Annotated in this window: 16 protein-coding genes; 5 read left to right on the top strand and 11 right to left on the bottom strand. The window is 65.0% G+C overall.

The window, feature by feature from the left end; all coding sequences use genetic code 11:
- Positions 1–117: 117 nt before the first annotated feature.
- Positions 118–867: a transcriptional repressor LexA gene (gene lexA, locus Q0Q48_RS09425; RefSeq protein WP_295136881.1), complete on the top strand. Its 750-nt coding sequence runs from the start codon at positions 118–120 to the stop codon at positions 865–867.
- Between the two features lie 2 nt (positions 868–869).
- On the opposite strand, the gene Q0Q48_RS09420 is transcribed toward lexA, so the two are convergent.
- Positions 870–2,999, bottom strand: coding sequence for a ComEC/Rec2 family competence protein (locus Q0Q48_RS09420; protein ID WP_295136880.1), 2,130 nt, complete (start codon positions 2,997–2,999; stop codon positions 870–872).
- Positions 3,000–3,083: 84 nt separating this feature from the next.
- On the opposite strand from Q0Q48_RS09420, the gene gltX reads away from it, so the two are divergent.
- From gltX to gltA, 4 genes are all read left to right on the top strand, one after another.
- Positions 3,084–4,487, top strand: coding sequence for a glutamate--tRNA ligase (gene gltX, locus Q0Q48_RS09415; RefSeq protein WP_295136879.1), 1,404 nt, complete (start codon positions 3,084–3,086; stop codon positions 4,485–4,487).
- A 32-nt stretch (positions 4,488–4,519) separates the two neighbouring features.
- A complete protein-coding gene (locus tag Q0Q48_RS09410) occupies positions 4,520–6,199 on the top strand; it encodes a glutamine--tRNA ligase/YqeY domain fusion protein (protein WP_295136935.1) in 1,680 nt (559 codons plus the stop codon).
- Positions 6,200–6,281: 82 nt separating this feature from the next.
- Entirely contained in the window at positions 6,282–7,181 is a 900-nt protein-coding gene (locus Q0Q48_RS09405; protein WP_295136878.1) for a DMT family transporter, read from the top strand.
- Positions 7,182–7,301: 120 nt separating this feature from the next.
- The gene (gltA, locus tag Q0Q48_RS09400) at positions 7,302–8,600 is read left to right on the top strand and encodes a citrate synthase (protein ID WP_295136877.1); all 1,299 of its coding nucleotides are present in this window, start codon (positions 7,302–7,304) and stop codon (positions 8,598–8,600) included.
- A 376-nt stretch (positions 8,601–8,976) separates the two neighbouring features.
- Here the strand turns inward: gltA and gloA are convergent, their stop codons facing one another.
- The 10 genes from gloA to tsf form a co-directional block, all read right to left on the bottom strand.
- Positions 8,977–9,387, bottom strand: a complete 411-nt coding sequence (gloA, locus tag Q0Q48_RS09395; RefSeq protein ID WP_295136876.1) for a lactoylglutathione lyase — start codon at positions 9,385–9,387, stop codon at positions 8,977–8,979.
- A 24-nt stretch (positions 9,388–9,411) separates the two neighbouring features.
- A complete protein-coding gene (gene fabZ, locus Q0Q48_RS09390; RefSeq protein ID WP_295136875.1) occupies positions 9,412–9,888 on the bottom strand; it encodes a 3-hydroxyacyl-ACP dehydratase FabZ in 477 nt (158 codons plus the stop codon).
- Positions 9,889–9,906: 18 nt separating this feature from the next.
- Positions 9,907–12,207 (bottom strand): outer membrane protein assembly factor BamA, encoded by a 2,301-nt coding sequence (bamA, locus tag Q0Q48_RS09385; RefSeq protein ID WP_295136874.1) that lies wholly within the window; start codon positions 12,205–12,207, stop codon positions 9,907–9,909.
- A 124-nt stretch (positions 12,208–12,331) separates the two neighbouring features.
- On the bottom strand, positions 12,332–13,711 hold the full coding sequence (rseP, locus tag Q0Q48_RS09380) for an RIP metalloprotease RseP (RefSeq protein ID WP_295136873.1): 1,380 nt from the start codon (positions 13,709–13,711) through the stop codon (positions 12,332–12,334).
- Between the two features lie 30 nt (positions 13,712–13,741).
- Positions 13,742–14,944: a 1-deoxy-D-xylulose-5-phosphate reductoisomerase gene (locus Q0Q48_RS09375; protein ID WP_295136872.1), complete on the bottom strand. Its 1,203-nt coding sequence runs from the start codon at positions 14,942–14,944 to the stop codon at positions 13,742–13,744.
- Positions 14,941–15,639 (bottom strand): phosphatidate cytidylyltransferase, encoded by a 699-nt coding sequence (locus tag Q0Q48_RS09370; protein WP_295136871.1) that lies wholly within the window; start codon positions 15,637–15,639, stop codon positions 14,941–14,943. Before Q0Q48_RS09370 ends, Q0Q48_RS09375 begins: the two co-directional genes overlap by 4 nt.
- The gene (locus tag Q0Q48_RS09365) at positions 15,620–16,360 is read right to left on the bottom strand and encodes an isoprenyl transferase (RefSeq protein ID WP_295136870.1); all 741 of its coding nucleotides are present in this window, start codon (positions 16,358–16,360) and stop codon (positions 15,620–15,622) included. Before Q0Q48_RS09365 ends, Q0Q48_RS09370 begins: the two co-directional genes overlap by 20 nt.
- Complete coding sequence (frr, locus tag Q0Q48_RS09360) at positions 16,360–16,914, bottom strand: ribosome recycling factor (protein WP_295136869.1); 555 nt, start codon at positions 16,912–16,914, stop codon at positions 16,360–16,362. Before frr ends, Q0Q48_RS09365 begins: the two co-directional genes overlap by 1 nt.
- A gap of 2 nt (positions 16,915–16,916) precedes the next feature.
- Positions 16,917–17,642, bottom strand: coding sequence for a UMP kinase (gene pyrH / locus Q0Q48_RS09355; protein WP_295136868.1), 726 nt, complete (start codon positions 17,640–17,642; stop codon positions 16,917–16,919).
- A 66-nt stretch (positions 17,643–17,708) separates the two neighbouring features.
- Positions 17,709–18,635, bottom strand: coding sequence for a translation elongation factor Ts (gene tsf / locus Q0Q48_RS09350; RefSeq protein WP_295136867.1), 927 nt, complete (start codon positions 18,633–18,635; stop codon positions 17,709–17,711).
- Between the last annotated feature and the right edge of the window lie 46 nt (positions 18,636–18,681).

The following is an 18,681-nucleotide window of genomic DNA, read 5'->3' as shown; positions in this document are numbered from 1 at the left end:
TGCCTTTCTCCCCAGTCATCCTCGGGATAACTTGACCGGAGAACAGAACCAAACTAGAACATGTGGCGGGTTTCAGGATTTGTTCCTAAATCCGGTAGGCGTTCTGGGGAGAAGACGGTGCTAACCCGCAAGCAAAACGAATTGCTCCTTTTCATCAACAAGCGGCTCAACGACGACGGCGTGTCGCCCTCATTCGACGAGATGAAGGAAGCGCTGCGGCTGAAGTCGAAGTCGGGCATCCATCGCCTCATCACCGGGCTCGAGGAGCGCGGCTTCCTGCGCCGCCTGCCACATCGTGCGCGCGCACTGCAGGTCGTGAAGCTGCCCGAGAGCGCCGCCCTGCCCGCAGCCAATGTCACCCCCCTGCTCGCAGAGGCCCGCCGCGCCGGATTCTCCGAAGGCCGCGAAGGCTTCGTGCCCCAGATCGTGCGCGGCGATCGCGTGCCGCTCGCCGGGGCCATCCAGGCCGCCAACGAGGCGCAGGCGCTCAGTCTGCCGCTCTACGGCCGGATCGCCGCCGGTACGCCGATCGAGGCGCTGCGCGACAATTCAACGACCGTCGACGTGCCCGTCTCGCTGCTGGGTTCGGGGGCCCACTACTGTCTCGAAGTCCAGGGCGACTCGATGATCGAGGCCGGAATTCAGAACGGAGACATCGCCATCATCAAGAGTTCCGACACCGCCGAGTCCGGCGAGATTGTCGTCGCGCTGATCGACGATACCGAGGCGACCCTGAAGCGGTTGCGCAAGAAGGGTGCTTCGATCGCCCTCGAACCCGCCAATGCCGCCTACGAGACCCGAATTTTCGGGCCCGACCGGGTCAAGATCCAGGGCCGTCTCGCTGGCCTCTACCGGCGCTATCACTGATCTCAGGCGCCCGGCGCCTTGACCGGAGCCGTCTGGCGCATCGAATTGTTGGGTACCCAGGGCCTGTCGCCACGGCGGGCGTTGGCGGTTTCGCGTCTTACGCCGAGATCGTCCAGCCACAACGCATGGGCGCCGTCCCTCCAGGCATCACGACGATCGATGACGAGACGCGGGCCGCGACAGCGCGCCTGGGCATCGACGGTCGACAGCACGATGTCGGCCGAGCCGCAGGCTTCAGCCAGGCGTTTTTCGTCGCTTACCAGCGCGACGCGCCACGGTCCCTTGCGCCATCGGCACAGCCCGGTGTTGCAGCCCAGGCCGGACGCCTGCTCGTCGGCGCTCACGGTCCACCGCCTTGCCCCCTCCTGCCCCTGCCGGCGCGCCCAGGCGTCGGTTACGTAGCGATCCACGCGGGCCGAGGCGACATGCACCACGCCGCGCTCGTCGCGCAGGCCCAGCACGCGGCCGTCCTCGCTCATCAGCAGGTCAGGCGCCGGCGGCGGCCCCAGCATCAGGCCGATCGCTGCGACCGGGAGCCCTGCATAGCGCCATCCTCGCCGCCACAGGCAGAGCCAGAGGCCGCCCACCGTCAGCAACCAGAGGCTGGCACCGGGCAGTGACGGCACCAGCATCGCGGCGTCGGGCCAAGCCGCCACCCGGAAGGCAATCGCGTTCAGCCAGTCCACACCCCAGCCCATCGGCACCAGCGCCGCCGACTCCAGGCCGAGCGGCATCAGGAGCATGGCGAGCAGCCCCCACGGCATGATCCAGAAGCCCGTCAGGGGAACCCCCAGCAGGTTGGCCACGACCCCAAGCAGTGACAGGCGATTGAAATGATAGGCAGCGAAGGCACCCGTCGCGATCGAGGCGATCAGGGTCGCGATCAGGCTCGCCCCCAGCGCGGCTGCGAGCCGCCACATCCAGCGATAGCGGGAGACTTCGGCACGCTGGTGCAGGCGACGGCGCAAGGGTGCAGCCGACTCCCAGCCCGCGATCAGCGCGACGACCGCGGCGAACGACATCTGGAAGGAGGCGCCGGTGAGCGACTCGGGCGCAACAACGAGCACAATGACCGCGGACCAGGCGACCAGGCGCAGCGACAGCGCCGTCCGGTCGAGCAGAATCGCGAGCAGTGCAAAGGCGGCCATGGCGCACGCTCGCTGCGCCGGCACCGGCGCCCCCGCCAGTGCCGTGTAGAAGACCGCGGCCATCAGCGCGAGCACGGCCGCCACCTTCTTGGCATCGATGCGAAGGGCGAGCGGCGGGATGAGCGCGATGCCGTAGCGCACGAGGCCCATCACGAGGCCGACTGCAAAGACGATGTGCAGTCCGGAGATCGACAGGATATGCGCCAGACCGGAATCGCGCATGGCCTGCGCCACGTCCTTGTCGACCGCCGTCTGCTCGCCGACCAGAAGCGATGCGACCACCCCGCCCGCCGGGCCCGGCAGGACATTGAGGATGCGGGCGGCCAGGTCGGCGCGTAGCGCGTCGATCGTGCGCACGAACCCGTCGGGCCGGCCGCGTTCGGTCACGGTGGCCGGCGCCAGGGCGTATCCGACTGCACCAAGCTGCTGGTACCAGGCAACCCTCTGGAAATCGAAGGCGCCGGGCGCTGCGGGGCCGGCCGGCGGCGACAGGTTCGCGAGCACGAGCAGGCGGTCCCCGATCACCAGCGGCGGTGCCCCCCGGTTCAAGGTCACGCGAACCTTCGCCGGCATCAGCTCGGGTGGCGGAACACCGTTGCCTTTGAGACGGACGGCCTCGAGCACGACCCGAACACCCTCGGGCAGACGCTGGATGTCGGCGACCCTGCCCTCGACGTTGAGGCTGAACAGCGGCCGGGTCAGCGTCGGTGCGGCGAGGGTGGCGGTACGCCAGGCCACGAGTCCGAGGCCGGACGAGGCGGCGACGGCGCCGATGGCCAAGGCGCGCGCAAGACTCCCGGCCGGCGCAAAGACAGCGATGATCAAAGATCCCGCCGCCAGTGCCGGGCCCAGCCAGAGGGCCGGCTCGGTCGGCAGCTCGTAGTAGATGGCGATGCCAAAACCGAGCGCCACGGGGAGCCACAGCACCCACCGGCCGCGCTCGGCGTCCAGTTGTTCGAGGATCCAGGCGCGCAGGTTTGACACTAACCGGACGCTCCCCTACCTACGGCGCGCTTTTCCGCCCAAATTGCGGCAAAACCCGCGCTTACCGAGCATGATACCAGGCCGATGACCGTCGTAACCCGCTTCGCTCCCTCGCCCACCGGCTACCTGCATATCGGCGGCGCCCGCACGGCCCTGTTCAACTGGCTGTTCGCCAGGCATCACGGCGGAAAGTACCTGCTGCGCATCGAGGACACCGACCGTGCGCGTTCGACCGAGCCGGCGATCGCCGCGATTTTGGACGGGCTGTCGTGGCTCGGCCTGCCGTGGGACGGCGAGGTCACCTATCAGTTCTCACGCGCCGCCCGCCATGCCGAGGTCGCGCTGGAGATGTTGGCCAAGGGCCATGCCTATCACTGCTATGCCTCGCCGCAGGAGCTCGACGAGATGCGCGCCGCGCAGAAGGCCGCGGGCAAGCCGATGCGCTACGACGGCCGCTGGCGCGAGCGCGACCCGAAGGAAGCACCCGCCGGCGTGAAGCCGGTCGTGCGCCTGAAGGCGCCGCAGACCGGCCAGACGATCATCAAGGACGCCGTGCAGGGCGAAGTCACGGTCGAGAACGCCCAGCTCGACGACATGATCCTGCTGCGCGCCGACGGCACGCCAACCTACATGCTGGCAGTCGTCGTCGACGATCACGACATGGGTGTCACGCACGTGATCCGCGGCGACGATCACCTGAACAACGCCTTCCGTCAGCTGCAGATCATCCGCGCCATGGGATGGCCCGAGCCGGTCTATGCCCACATCCCGCTGATCCACGGTCCCGACGGCGCCAAGCTCAGCAAGCGCCATGGCGCCTTGGGCGTCGACGCCTATCGCGACATGGGCTTCCTGCCGGCGGCGCTGCGCAACTACCTGCTGCGGCTGGGCTGGGGCCACGGCGACGACGAGATCATCTCGACGGCACAGGCGATCGAGTGGTTCGACCTCGACGGCGTCGGCCGCTCGGCCTCACGCTTCGACATGGCGAAGCTGACCAATCTCAACGCGCATTACCTCCGCGAAACGCCAGACGCCGAGCTGCTGCCGCTGGTGCTGCCGCGCATCGAGGAGAAGCTCGGCACCGTCGATGCCGCTGGTCGCGAGCGCATCGTGCGCGGCCTCTCCGGCGTGAAGCAGCGCGCGCGCACCCTGATCGAACTCGCGGACAGTCTAGCCTTCTACGCCCGCGCTGGCGCACCGCCGATCGCCGACGACAAGGCCCGCGCGCTGCTGACACCCGACGCCCGTGCCGTGATCGCGAAGCTGGCGCCGGCGCTGGAGCCGCAGGCGAGCGACTGGAGCGAAAAGGCGCTTGAAGAAGCCGTACGCGAATTTGCCGAGGCGAACGGGCTGAAGCTCGGCCAAGTCGCCCAGCCGCTCCGCGTCGCGCTGACCGGCTCGACCGCCTCGCCCGGCATCTTCGAAGTGCTGGCCGTGCTGGGGCCCGCCGAGAGCAAGGTTCGTTTGCTGGCGGCCGCCGCTTGAACGGGAGACAGGTAATGGAAGACAAGAAGCCGATGCCGGAGGCCGCTGCGAACGAAGAGGCGCGGGATTTCATTCGCGACCTGGTTCAGTCGGATCTCGCCAGCGGAAAAGTGCAGAGCATCGTTACCCGCTTTCCGCCGGAGCCGAACGGCTACCTCCATCTCGGCCACGCAAAGTCGATCTGCCTGAATTTCGGAATTGCGACCGAATATGGCGGCCGCTGCCACCTTCGCTTCGACGACACCAACCCCGTGAAGGAAGAGCAGGAGTACATCGACGCCATCAAGCGGGACGTACATTGGCTCGGCTTCGACTGGGGCGAACATCTGTACCATGCGTCGGACTATTTCCAGACGTTGTACGACTGGGCCGAGCACCTCATTCGCGCCGGCCTCGCCTATGTCGACGACACGCCGCCCGACGAGATGAGGGCAATGCGTGGCACGCTGACCGAGCCGGGACGCGCCTCGCCGGATCGCGACCGCTCGGTGGAAACGAATCTCAGCCTGTTTCGCGACATGCGGGCCGGAAAGTTTCCCAACGGTGCCTGCGTACTGCGCGCGAAGATCGACCTCGTGTCCGGCAACATGAACCTGCGCGACCCCGTCCTGTATCGCATCCTGCACGCGTCTCACCCGCGCACCGGCACTGAATGGTGCATCTACCCGACCTATGATTTCGCACATGGCCAGTCCGACGCCCTGGAACATGTCACGCACTCGCTTTGCACCCTGGAGTTCTCGGACCATCGCCCCCTCTACGACTGGTTCCTCGACCACCTGCCGGTGCCGGCGCGGCCGCGCCAGACCGAATTCGCCCGCCTCAATATCGGCTACACCGTCCTTTCCAAACGCCACCTGACGGATCTGGTACGCCGCGGCATCGTGAGCGGCTGGGACGATCCGCGCATGCCGACACTGGCAGGCCTGCGCCGTCGCGGCGTGCCGCCGAAGGCGATCCGCGACTTCGTTCGGCGCATCGGCATGTCCAAAGCCAACAGCGTCGTCGATCTCGCCATGCTGGATCACGCGATCCGCGACCATCTCAATCAGGCAGCGCAGCGGCGCATGGCGGTCCTGCGGCCGCTCAAGCTCGTGATCGAGAACTTTCCCGAAGACCATGTTGAAGAGCTGGAGGCCGTCAATCACCCGGTGGATCCGACCGCCGGCACGCGTACCCTTCGCTTCGGCCGGGAAATCTTCGTCGAGCGCGACGACTTCATGGAGAATCCGTCGAACAAATTCTTCCGGCTGGCGGTGGGGCGGGAAGTCAGGCTGCGCTATGCCTATCTCGTCACCTGTCGCGAGGTGGTCAAGGACGCTGACGGTAACGTGGTCGAACTGCGCTGCACCTACGATCCCGCGAGCCGCGGCGGCAATGCGCCGGACGGTCGAAAGGTAAAGGCCACTCTGCACTGGGTGTCCGCCCGGGATGCACTTCCCGCCGAAGTCCGGTTGTACAGCACGCTCTTCAACCGCCCTGACCCGGGCACCGGTGGCGATCTCGACGCCGACCTGAATCCGGGCTCGCTCGAAGTCCTGTCGGGCGCGCTGCTGGAGCCCTCATTGGCAGAGGCATCTGCAGGAGAGGCCATGCAGTTCGAGCGACTGGGCTATTTCTGCCCGGACCTCGCGAGCCGGCCGAAGGCTCTGGTGTTCAACCGCACGATCGATCTGCGGGACACCTGGGCAAAGGTGCAGGTCCAGAGTTGATAGGAGCGGAGTTCCGAGACGAGGCGCGATTGCCGGCGGCTGCCGGATAGAACGCGCCGGCCGCAGCGCTCACGCTGCGGCAATGTCAACGCGCGTTTGGATCTCGCTGCTGTCGCTGTCCGTCCTCTGGGGCGGCTCGTTCTTCTTCGCCAAGGTAGCCCTCGCGGAGCTGCCACCGCTCACGGTCGTATTCTGCCGCGTGGCGTTTGCCGCGCTTGCGCTCAATCTCGTGCTCGCCGTTTCCGGCCGTTCTCTTTTCGGAGCCGGCACGCCATGGCGCAGCTTCGCAGCGATGGGTCTGCTCAACAATCTCGTGCCATTCGGCCTGATCTTCTGGGGCCAGACGCAGATCGCGTCCGGCCTTGCCTCGATCCTGAACGCAACCACGCCGCTGTTCACCCTGTTGGTCGCCCATTTCCTCACGAAGGACGAACAGATTGCCGGACTGAAACTTGGCGCACTGCTGGTCGGCCTCTGCGGCGTCGCCGTGCTTGTGGGACCATCGCTGCTCGTGTCGGGACAGAGTACGGTGGGACAGCTTGCCTGCCTCGGGGCTGCGCTCTCCTACGCCTTCGCGGGTGTCTATGGGCGCCAATTCAAAAGCATGGGGGTGGCGCCGCTCGATGCGGCCGCGGGGCAGGTCACGGCAAGCACCATGTTGATTCTGCCGATCATGCTGATCTTCGACCACCCCTGGACCTTGGCCGCTTCTCCGTCGGGCATCACCTGGGCTGCGCTTGCTGGCCTCGCGCTCCTGTCGACTGCACTCGCATATGTCCTGTATTTCCGAATTCTTGCAGTAGCCGGTCCGACCAATCTCCTGCTGGTTACGTTCCTGATACCTGTCACCGCTATCCTGCTCGGGGCGCTGGTCCTTGACGAGCGGCTGCAGCCACGACAGTTCGCCGGCATGCTGCTGATTGGTCTCGCGCTCGCCCTGCTCGACGGGCGGATGCTTCGGAATCCACGTCCCGCGAAATAGCGGCGCGGCTGCACAATTGCGCCTTCTTTGGGGTCTTGTTAGGGTGCCGCCGAACCGGCGAACGGCCCCCGCGGGGAGCGCGCGCCTTGCTTGAATCGAGCCTGGAAAAGAGTTCACCCGATGGCCAAATCGACCGCGACGCTGACCGACAACGAAACCGGCAAAACCTACGAGATGCCGATCATCCACGGCACCCTCGGACCGCGCCTGGTGGACGTTCGCAAATTCTACGGCGACTCCGGCATGTTCACCTACGATCCGGGTTTCACCTCGACCGGCTCGTGCGGCTCGAAGATCACCTACATCGACGGCGACGAAGGCCTGCTGCTCCATCGCGGCTACAACATCGCCGAACTCGCCGAGCAGAGCGACTTCATGGAAGTCGCCTACCTGCTGATGAAGGGCGACCTGCCAAACAAGGCGCAGAAGGACAAGTTCGTTCGCGACATCACGAACCACACGATGGTTCATGAGCAGCTCAGCCAGTTCTATCGCGGCTTCCGCCGCGACGCCCATCCGATGGCGATCTGCTGTGGTGTCGTCGGCGCCCTCTCCGCCTTCTATCACGACTCGCTCGACATCCACGATCCGCACCAGCGGATGGTCGCCTCGTATCGCCTGGTCGCCAAGATGCCGACCATCGCGGCGATGGCCTACAAGTATTCGGTGGGTCAGCCGTTCGTGTATCCGCGCAACGACCTGTCCTATGCCGCCAACTTCCTGCGCATGATGTTCTCGGTTCCGGCCGAGGAGTACGAGGTCAATCCGATCGTCGAGAAGGCGATGGATCGCATCCTCATGCTCCATGCCGATCATGAGCAAAACGCTTCGACTTCGACCGTCCGCCTGGCCGGCTCCTCGGGCGCCAATCCGTTCGCCTGCATCGCCGCAGGCATCGCCTCGCTGTGGGGGCCGAGCCATGGGGGCGCCAACGAAGCCGTCATCAACATGCTGCACGAGATCGGTGGCAAGCAGAACATCCCGGGCTTCCTGTCCCGCGTGAAGGACAAGGCCGATCACACCCGCCTCATGGGCTTCGGCCACCGCGTCTACAAGAACTATGACCCGCGCGCGAAGGTCATGCGCCAGACCTGTCACGAGGTCCTGACGTCGCTCGGCATCACCCACGACCCGCTGCTTGAGCTGGCCATGGAAATGGAGCAGATCGCCCTCAAGGACGACTACTTCGTCTCCAAGAAGCTCTATCCGAACGTCGACTTCTACTCGGGCATCATTTTCCGCGCGATCGGCATCCCGACCTCGATGTTCACCGTTCTCTTCGCGGTGGCGCGTACGGTCGGCTGGATTTCGCAATGGAACGAGATGATCGAGGATCCCGACCAGAAGATCGGCCGGCCCCGGCAGCTCTACAACGGCCAAACCGAGCGCCCCTACAAGCCGCTTCACATGCGGGGCTGAAATCGCTGTCCGGGAGGGAAGCGAGAAGCACATGGCAAGATCATCATTCGGGCCGCGCCAGGGGGAAACATCCTGGGCGGCCACCCAGACACCGAGGGTCCAGCCGCGTATCGTCCGGGTGGGCCGTCCTGCCAATGACAATTTCCGCCGCCACGGCTTGCGGATGTGGATTCTCGTCGCCGGGATTGCCGGCGCAGCACTGGCCCTCGTGGCCGCGAACTGGCGCTTTTTCTGAGTTCGGTTCGTCAGAACGATTCAAGGCCCGCGATGGCGGGCCTTTTTGTTGAGAGTCGTGTGATCTTCTTTCTTCGACGCTCTCGGACATTGCCAAGAGCAATGTCCTGTCGCTCCTCGGGCTGAGCTTCGCTCAGCCCGTTCAGCCCTTACGCTCGATCAGCTCGATCTTGTAGCCGTCCGGATCTTCCACGAACGCGATGACGGTCGTGCCGAACTTGACCGGGCCGGCTGGCCGCGTGACCTTGCCGCCAGCCTTCGTGACGTCCTCGCAGAGCTTGTAGACGTCGGGAACGCCGATCGCGAGATGGCCGAACCCGGTGCCGAGTTCGTACGGCTTCGCCTGATCCCAATTGTAGGTCAGCTCAACGACGCAGTGCTCCGGCTCGTCGCCGTAGCCCACGAACGCCAGGCTGTACTTGCCGTCCGGCACGTCGCGCTTGCGCAGCAGCTTCATGCCCATCGGACCGGTGTAGAAGGCAAGAGACTTGTCGAGATCCATGACGCGGATCATCGTGTGCAGCATACGGAAATTGGACTGGGTATCGGGCATCATCCCCTCCCTGCTCTTCGCGGATCACCGGTCTCTAATCATGGCGGCAAACGTCGCCTCGGCGGCAACCTTGCCTTCGACGATCGCCTTGCCCGAAAATTTCCAGACATTGGCCCGGCTCTGAACCTTCGTGACGTGAAGCTCGAGACGGTCGCCCGGCACGACCGGCCGGCGAAACCGCACGCCGTCGATCGACATGAAATAGACGAGCTTGCCTTCCGACTCGGCTCCGAACGTCGAGACCACGAGGACACAAGCCGTCTGAGCCATGGCCTCGACGACGAGGACCCCCGGCATGACCGGCTCGGAAGGAAAATGTCCCTGGAAGAACGGCTCGTTGATCGTGACGTTCTTGATACCTACCGCGCTGTGATCGAGCTGCATATTGATCACCCGATCGACCATGAGCATCGGATAGCGGTGCGGGATCATCTCGAGGATCCGCTTGATGTCGACGGATGTCGCCGCAGCGGCGCTGGTATTTTCGATTTGGGCGTTCATGACCGTGGCCTCTCCCGCTCAGAAGCGCGTGCCGAAGCTGAAACGCAGGGACTGCTGCTTGTCCCACGACTCATATTGAATGGGCACTGCGTAGTCGATCCGGATAGGTCCGAACGGCGATATCCACTGTATGCCGACGCCGGTCGACACGCGCATCAGCTGGCTGGTCAACACCGACGCCAGCCCATAGCTCTGCGCCTGCACCCCCCACAGCGAACCTACGTCCACGAACGCCTTGCCGAGAAGGCCTACTTCCTTCGGGACGAGCGGAAGCGGATAGGAAAGCTCCGTCGTACCCGTGTAGTAGAACTGACCGCCGATCGAATCGGTCGTATTGGCATCGCGCGGACCGACACCGCCGACGGCAAAGCCCCTGAGCGTGTCGCCGCCGATAAAGAACAGGTTGTTGAGGCGGACATAGGAGCCGTTGAAGGGGAAGATCAGGCCCGCGGAACCACCGACGGAGACCACGAAATCCTCGAACAGCGATTTGTAATAGACGGCGTCGGCCGTGGCGCGGACGTACTGCTCGGTGCCAATCAGGCCCGCGGCCGCGATCGAGTTACGAACCATCCAGCCCTTGGTCGCGTTGAGGCGCTGGTCGCGCGTGTCCCAGATGATGGTCTCGGACAGTTCGGATACGACCTGCGTGCCCTGGTTTTGCTGAATGATGTACGACGCCCAGGGTTGGACGTTGTAAATGTCGGTCTGCCGCAGCGTGTAGCGCACGAGCTGGCGGATTTCCTCGGAATATGCCCAGCCGGCACGGAGCGCGAAGCCCACGCTACGGTCACTGTAGCTCGCGATCGACTGACGATCGTTCGACGTCCTGAAGAGATCGAAACCGGCGGAGACCTGACGGTCCATGAAGTAGGGTTCGGTGAAGCCCAGATCGATCGAGGTACTCAGCGTGCCAATGGACAGGCCGAGGCGGGCTTCCTGACCCTTGCCGAGCAGATTGCGTTCCTTGACCGCGATATCGCCGACGATGCCCGCCGTCGTCGAGTAACCCGCGCCGAACGAGATTTCACCGGTGCTCTGCTCGACGACCTGAACCTCCAGATTGGTCTTATCCGGTGCCGAGCCGGGCGCTGCCGAGACGTCGACCTTCTCGAAGAACCCGAGGTTGCGCAGACGCTGCTGGCTGCGCCGGACCTTGGCGGTGCTGAAGGCATCGCCCTCGGCGAGACGGAATTCGCGACGAATCACCTTGTCGAGCGTTCTCGTGTTGCCCGAGATGTTGATGCGCTCGACGTAGACGCGCGGTCCCTCCTGGACATCGAAGGTCACGTCGACGGTGTTGTTGTCCTTGTTGCGCCGGATGTTGGGGCGAACGTCAACGAAGGCGTATCCCAGCGAACCCACCGCCTCCTGGATATTGGAGACCGACTTCTCAACCTGGTCCGCGTCGTACCAGTCGCCTTCCGAGATCGTCAGGAATGACTTCAACACATCGACATTCAGGCCCTGGAAGCGGCTCGTCACGTCGACCTTGCCGAACTTGTACCGCTCACCTTCGCTGATCGTGAAGGTGATGAAGAAGCCTTCGCGATTGGGCGCGAGCTCGGCGACCGCCGAAACGACGCGGAAGTCGGCATAGCCCTCGGAGAGGTAAAACTTGCGCAGCAGCTCGCGATCGAGGTTCAGGCGGTCGGGATCGAAACGGTCATCCGATGTCAGGAAGCGCCACCAAGCGCTCTCCGTCGTACGGATCTTGCCCCTCAGCGTGCCGTCGCCGAACGCCTCGTTGCCGACGAAGCTGATGCGCTTTACGCCCGTGACGTCGCCTTCGTTGATCTCGAAGACGAGATCGACACGCCCCTGCTCGAGATTGATGATCTTGGGTTCGACCGAGGCATTGTAGCGACCGCTGCGCCGATAAATGGTCAGGATGCGATCGACATCGGCCTGGACACGGGCGCGCGTATAGACCTGACGCGGCTTCGACTGCACTTCGTCGCGCAGCTTGTCGTCGTCGATCTTCTTATTTCCCTCGAAGGCGACGCGATTGATGATCGGATTTTCTGTGACCTTCACGACCAGGGTCGATCCCTGCATCTGGATCGTCACGTCGGAGAACAGTCCGGTCGCGAACAGCGCCTTCAACGAGCGATCCGCTGCGGCGGCATCGAAAGGCTCGCCGACCTTCAGCTGAAGGTACGAGCGTATCGTCTCCGCTTCGGAGCGGACGTTACCCTGGATCTGGATGCCGGCGATCGTGCCGCCGCCCGCAGCCACGACACCGCCGCGCTGGGCGTATGCCGGCGCGTTGAAAGCCAGAATTGCGACAATGGCCAGTACGGCCCAACGAAAGATCAAACTTCCCCCCGGCGCCAGTCAAACCTGCCGATGGTCAAGAACGTGAACGCAGCTTTCTAGACCGGCAAGGGGGCTTAAGCTACCCCTTTTGTCCCCCACCCTGTCCTCGCCACGTCGCATGAATTCAGCGCAGCAAAAGCCTGATGTCATTGAACGTTGCGATCAGTGCCATGCCGATCACAAGCGCGAATCCAAGCTTCAATCCGACCTCCTGGGCTCGCAGGCTGAGAGGCCTGCCGCGCACCGCTTCGTAGGCGTACATGGCGAGATGACCGCCATCGAGCATGGGGACCGGCAGAAGGTTGAAGATGCCGAGCACCACGGACAGCGCAATGACCAGGTTGAGAATGCCTGCCCACCCTGCATGCGACGCCTCACCGGCGGCCTTGGCGATGCGAATCGGTCCACCCAATTCGTCCACAGGCCTCGTCGCAGTCAGGATCTGTCCCATCGACGTATAGAACATCGTGGTCATGCCCCAGACGGCGCGCACGCCCGCTCCCATGGCGCCAATCACACCATGGTCACGAAGCTCTGTCACAGCCGGCGGACGAACCCGCAGACGCCCGACGATCTGCTCCTTGCCTGCGCAATCGGCCGTCTTGTCGACGATCGGCACCACGGTCGTCTCCTGCAGGCGACCATCGCGCTCGAACTTGATCGTCACCGGCTGGCCACCCTTGGCGCCGATCAATTCTGGGATTCGCGAGAAATAGTCGACGGGCTTCCCATCGATCGCCACCAGAAGGTCACCGACCTTGAGGCCCGCGGCCTCCGCCGGGCTGCTCGCCGTGAAGCCGCCGACGACGGGGCGGATGAACTGATCGATGCCGAGATCGCCATAGCGCAGCGTGTTGTTGTAGCGATCGGTGCGCTCGCAATATTGAGGCTGGATTTCTCCGCGCAGCAGCTGGTTACCGCGGCGGTATTCGACCGGCATCGGCTTCGCCCAGTAGAGAAACTGAGCTTCCTGGATATCCTCGTAGCGATCGACCCGCTTGTCGGCGAGGCGAACGATCTCGTCCCCGGTCCGCAGGCCAGCCCTCGCCGCCGGCCCGTCGGTCTGCACGGCGACGGTCGCAGGCGTGTAGGGTTCGCCCGCGAAGAAGAAGACGCCCGTCAGCAGCAGGAAGGCAAACAGGAGATTTGCCATCGGCCCGCCGAGCACGACGGCAGCGCGCGCGTACAGTGGCTGGCTGAAGAAGGCGCGCTTGCGGTCGCTCGCCGACAAGGGCTCTTCGGTCGGCGTCGCGCTCGTGGCATCGCTGTCGCCCAGGAACTTGACGTAGCCGCCCAGAGGAATGGCCGAGACCTTCCAGCGCGTGCCGTTGCGGTCCGTCCAGCCGAAGATCTCAGGCCCGAAACCGATCGAGAAGACCTCGGCATGGATGCCAAAGCGGCGCCCGACCCAGTAATGGCCGTACTCGTGAACGAAGACGAGCAGCGTCAGGACCAGAACAAAATACGGCAGGTACGTCGTAAACAGGCTGACGATGCTTTGCATGCCTTACTCGACCACGAAGTGCGTTCTATATCAATTGCTTAGGGCTCTGGCACGGCAGAACCCCTCAGCCACCCTGCGGGCTTCCAGATCGGCAGACTGGACCTGCTGGAGTGCGTCGACTGCATCCGAGAGACCGTTCCAGCCTGCCATCACATCCTCGACGATCCGGGCGATATCGAGGAAGCGGATCCGGCGAGCCAGGAATGCCGCCACTGCCGCCTCGTTCGCCGCATTCAATACGATGGGAGCATGCCCTCCCGTCACCAGAGCCTCACGCGCCAACCGTAGAGACGGAAAGCGGCCGGAATCGGGCCGCTCGAAGGTGAGCGCCGGAATGCTCATGAAATCGAGTTTGGCCGACGGCCCGTCGATGCGGGCCGGCCACCCCAGGGCGTGGCTGATCGGAATCCGCATATCGGCCGTCCCGAGTTGGGCCAGTACCGAGCCGTCACGGTAGGCGACCATCGAGTGGATGACCGATTGCGGGTGCACCACGATGTCGACCTGGTCTTCGGGCAGCCCGAACAGGAGCTGTGCCTCGATCAGTTCGAGGCCCTTGTTCATCATGGTCGCCGAATCGATGGAGATCTTGTCGCCCATGTCCCAGTTGGGATGGGCCAACGCCTGCTCCGGCGTAACGTCGGCCATGTCGGCCAGCGACCAGTTGCGGAACGGGCCACCCGAAGCCGTCAGGATCAGCCGGTCGACGGCACGATGCTGATCGGGTTCGAAGACCTGAAAAATGGCGTTGTGCTCGGAATCGACAGGCAGAAGCACCCCGCCTGACTGCTCGATCGCGTCGATCAGCAGGCGCCCGGCGCAGACCAGCGCTTCCTTGTTGGCGAGGGCCACCATCGCCCCGCGTCGCGCCGCGGCGAGGGTCGGCGCCAGGCCGGCGAACCCCACGACGGCAGCCATCACCCATTCGGCCGGCCGCTCCGCCGCTTCGATAACCGCCTCGGGACCGGCCGCCACCTCGATCGACGTACCGGCCAGTGCCGCCTTGAGCGCCTCGAAGCGCCCGGGGTCAGCGACGACGGCGAGGCGCGCCCGCAGGCGCCTCGCCTGCTCCGCCAGCAATTCCACCGAGTTGCGGGCGACGAGCGCTTCAACGCGATAGCGCGCCGGGTCGCGCGCGATGAGATCGACTGTGCTCTGTCCGACGGAGCCCGTCGATCCCAGGACCGTGATACGGCGCGGCTTTTCAGGTGACGGCGCGGTCCACCCGCTCATGTCCAGGGCCACGCATTGCCTGCGACCAGCCGGGCAATCCCCACAGCCACAAGCACCGCCATCAGACCGTCGATCCGGTCCAGCAATCCACCGTGCCCCGGAATGAGGCGCCCGCTATCCTTCACGCCAGCCCGCCGCTTGGCCGCCGATTCCAGCAGATCGCCCGCCTGCCCTACGATCGCCAGCGCCGCCCCGGCGATGGCCAGCGGAACGGTTTCGCCGAGGCCGAAGGCATAGCCCATGGCGGCACTACCGACGGCGGCCCATGCCATGCCGCCGACCAATCCCGACCAGGTCTTGCCGGGGCTGATGCGCGGTGCAAGCTTTGCTCCGCCGGCGGTGCGTCCCACGAAATAGGCCCCGATATCGGTGGCCCAGATGCATACGAGCACCCACAGAATCGTCTCGCGGCCATAGGCCGGCTGATGCCGCAGCCACAGCAGCGCGACGAGTGCTGCCAGGCCGTAGGCCCAGGCAAGCAGGCGCAGGACGGGAGCGCCACGGGTCAGGCGCGACCATTCGAAGATCATGATGGGCGCGGCAATTGCCGCCACGAGATCGATCCAGGGGAAGCCATACCAGACCGCCGCAAGCAGAAGCGGCCCCAGAATCGCGGCGGACACCGCTCGCATCAGCAGACCGGCGAATCGTCCGCCGCGCAAGGACGGCGCTGCGCTAGCTTCCGACGCCGCCATAACGCCGCTCACGCTTACGGAACTCCGCGATGGCCCGTTCCAGATGTTCCTTGCCGAAGTCCGGCCACAGCGTGTCGACGAAAACCAGCTCCGAGTAGGCACATTGCCAGAGCAGGAAATTGCTGATCCGCTGCTCGCCGCTGGTCCGGATCAGGAGGTCCGGATCGGGCAGGCCCGCCGTCAGTAGCTCACGCTCGAAGCTCTGCTGGTCGATGTCGTCGGCGGTGATCTCACCCGCCGCGACCCGCTGCGCCAGGCGCCGCGTCGCCCGCAGAATCTCGTCGCGCGAACCGTAGTTGATGCAGATGTTGACGTCGATGCGTGCGTTGCCCGCCGTCATGGTCTCGGCCTCGGCGATGTCGCGCACGATGTCGGCCGCCAGCCCGTCCCGATTACCGATAACCCGCAGCCGAGCGCCGTTCTTGCGCAACTCGTCCAACTCGCTGCGCAGATAGTGCCGCAGCAGCCCCATCAGGTCCGCGACTTCGTCCGCCGGCCGCGTCCAGTTCTCCGTCGAGAACGCAAAAAGCGTCAGGACCGGAATTCCCAGTTCGCCGGCACCACGCACGACGCGCCGCACCGCATCGGCGCCCCGGCGATGTCCCGCGACCCGCGGCAGGCCACGCGCTTTCGCCCACCGGCCGTTGCCATCCATGATGATGGCGACGTGGTGAGGACCCGACCCCGTGTCGGGATTGGCGGGCAGCGGCGCCGTGGACATCAGACCGTCTTGATCTCTTTTTCCTTGTGCGCCAGCGCTTCGTCGACCTGCTTGACGTAGCGGTCGGTGAGCTTCTGCACTTCGTCGGCCTTCTGGCGATGCTCGTCCTCCGAGATCTTGTGATCCTTCTCAGCCTTCTTCAGCGCGTCCATGCCGTCGCGGCGGACGTTGCGGACAGCGACCTTGCCCTGCTCTGCGTACTTGTGCGCAAGCTTGGCGAGTTCGTTGCGCCGCTCCGTGGTCAGCTCGGGGATCGGAATGCGGATCATCTGGCCATCGGGCGATGGGTTGAGGCCGAGGCCCGCTTCCCGGATCGCCTTTGCGGTCGGGGTGACCAGACCCTTGTCCCAGACATTGACGGTAAGAAGCCGCGGCTCCGGCGCGCTCACCGTGCCGACCTGGTTGAGCGGCATGCGCTGGCCGTAGGCTTCGACCATCACCGGGTCGAGCAGGTTGACCGAGGCCCGGCCGGTCCTGAGGCCGGCGAATTCCTTCTTCAGCGCATCCATCGCGCCGTGCATGCGCTTCTCGAGCTCGTTGAGATCGGCAGACATGATCAGGCCTCGTCCTTGATGATCGTGAAGGTGCCTTCACCCCGCATCGTCGCCGCGAAGGCGCCGGGCTTGTGGATGTCGAAGACAATGATGGGAATGCGGTTCTCACGCGCAAGCGAGATCGCCGACGCGTCCATGACCTGCAGGTCGCGGGATAGCACTTCCATGTAGCCCAGCGTATCGTAACGCTGCGCATTCTTGTCCTTGCGCGGATCGGCGGAATAGACCCCGTCGACCTGCGTCCCCTTCATCAGCGCGTCGACCCCCATTTCAGCGGCCCGGAGAGCGGCGGCGGTGTCGGTCGTGAAGAAAGGGTTGCCGGTGCCGGCGGCGAAGATCACGACCCGGCCTTTTTCCATGTGCCGGGCGGCACGACGGCGGATATAGGGTTCGCACACCGTCGTCATCGGGATCGCCGATTGGACCCGGGTCTGCAGGCCCTGCCGCTCCAGCGCGCTCTGCATGGCGAGCGAATTGATGACGGTCGCCAGCATGCCCATGTAGTCGCCGCTGGCCCGGTCCATCCCGGCGGCTGCCGACGATACGCCGCGGAAGATGTTGCCGCCGCCGATCACCAGGCAGACCTGAACGCCCATGGCGACCACGGCCTTCACTTCCTGTGCGACCATGGCGACCATGTCGGGATCGAGACCGTACTCCCGATTACCCATGAGCCCCTCGCCAGAGAGCTTGAGCATGACACGGCGATATAGGGGGCCCGACGGCATCAGATGCCTCTGATTACGTTTGTTGGGCGCGCAGACCACATGTCCGCGCGCCTGTTGAATTTAATACTACTTCTTGAGCTGGGCAGCCACCTCGGCTGCGAAATCCTCGGACTTCTTCTCGATGCCCTCGCCCAGTGCGAAACGCAGGAAGCCCACAAGCCTGACCGGGCCGCCGACCTGCTTGGCCGCATCCTCGACGACCTTCGAGACCTTGGTCTTGCCGTCCATCACGAACGCCTGCTCGAGCAGGACGACTTCCTGATGGAACTTGCGCAGGCCACCCTCGACCATCTTGGCGACGATCTCGGCGGTCTTGCCCTGCTGGCCAGCCTTCTCGGCCAGCACAGCGCGCTCGCGCTCGATCGCCGCCTGATCGAGGTCGGCAACGGTCAGCGACTGCGGGTTGGTCGCGGCCACGTGCATGGCCAGCTGCTTCGCGAGAGCACCGAGCTTGGCCTTGTCGCCCGTCGACTCCAGGGCGACCAGCACGCCGATCTTGCCGAGGTCCGGCGCGACGGCGTTGTGGGTGTAGGCCACGACCACGCCGTCCGACACCGACAGCGAGGCGGCGCGGCGCAGGCTCATGTTCTCACCGATCGTGGCGATCAGGTTGGTGAGCTCGCCCTGGACATCACGGCCGGTGCCGGGGAACGGCGCGGCCGCCACCTTGGCCAGGTCGCCGCCATTCTCGAGCGCGAGCCTGGTCGCCGCGGCGACGAACTTCTGGAACTGGTCGTTGCGGCCGACGAAGTCGGTCTCGGCATTGACCTCGAGGACGGCGCCACGCGTGCCTTCCGCCGCGACGCCGACCAGCCCTTCCGCCGCGACGCGACCGGCCTTCTTCGAAGCCGCCGACAGGCCCTTGGTGCGCAGCCAGTCGACCGCCTTCTCGACGTCGCCGGCGGTCTCACCCAGCGCCTTCTTGCAATCCATCATGCCCGCGCCAGTCTTCTCGCGCAGTTCCTTGACGAGCGATGCAGTGATCTCAGCCATTTCTTGCTCCGTTTAGTGCAACAAGGGCCGGTCTTCCGACCGGCCC

Origin of the sequence: uncultured Reyranella sp. (assembly GCF_945957355.1) — a bacterium.
Classification (GTDB): Bacteria; Pseudomonadota; Alphaproteobacteria; order Reyranellales; family Reyranellaceae; genus Reyranella.
Note: the sequence above shows the minus strand (reverse complement) of the source record. Positions and strands in the feature narration are given on the sequence as shown.

Excerpts from the sequence above, each read along its gene's own strand:
- gltX (WP_295136879.1), top strand. The coding sequence starts at position 3,084 with ATGACCGTCGTAACCCGCTTCGCTCCCTCGCCCACCGGCTACCTGCAT.
- fabZ (WP_295136875.1), bottom strand. The coding sequence starts at position 9,888 with ATGAACGCCCAAATCGAAAATACCAGCGCCGCTGCGGCGACATCCGTC.
- gloA (WP_295136876.1), bottom strand. The coding sequence starts at position 9,387 with ATGCCCGATACCCAGTCCAATTTCCGTATGCTGCACACGATGATCCGC.
- frr (WP_295136869.1), bottom strand. The coding sequence starts at position 16,914 with ATGTCTGCCGATCTCAACGAGCTCGAGAAGCGCATGCACGGCGCGATG.
- tsf (WP_295136867.1), bottom strand. The coding sequence starts at position 18,635 with ATGGCTGAGATCACTGCATCGCTCGTCAAGGAACTGCGCGAGAAGACT.
- Q0Q48_RS09370 (WP_295136871.1), bottom strand. The coding sequence starts at position 15,639 with ATGGCGGCGTCGGAAGCTAGCGCAGCGCCGTCCTTGCGCGGCGGACGA.
- Q0Q48_RS09410 (WP_295136935.1), top strand. The coding sequence starts at position 4,520 with ATGCCGGAGGCCGCTGCGAACGAAGAGGCGCGGGATTTCATTCGCGAC.
- Q0Q48_RS09405 (WP_295136878.1), top strand. The coding sequence starts at position 6,282 with ATGTCAACGCGCGTTTGGATCTCGCTGCTGTCGCTGTCCGTCCTCTGG.
- Q0Q48_RS09375 (WP_295136872.1), bottom strand. The coding sequence starts at position 14,944 with ATGAGCGGGTGGACCGCGCCGTCACCTGAAAAGCCGCGCCGTATCACG.
- gltA (WP_295136877.1), top strand. The coding sequence starts at position 7,302 with ATGGCCAAATCGACCGCGACGCTGACCGACAACGAAACCGGCAAAACC.
- rseP (WP_295136873.1), bottom strand. The coding sequence starts at position 13,711 with ATGCAAAGCATCGTCAGCCTGTTTACGACGTACCTGCCGTATTTTGTT.
- Q0Q48_RS09365 (WP_295136870.1), bottom strand. The coding sequence starts at position 16,360 with ATGTCCACGGCGCCGCTGCCCGCCAATCCCGACACGGGGTCGGGTCCT.
- pyrH (WP_295136868.1), bottom strand. The coding sequence starts at position 17,642 with ATGCCGTCGGGCCCCCTATATCGCCGTGTCATGCTCAAGCTCTCTGGC.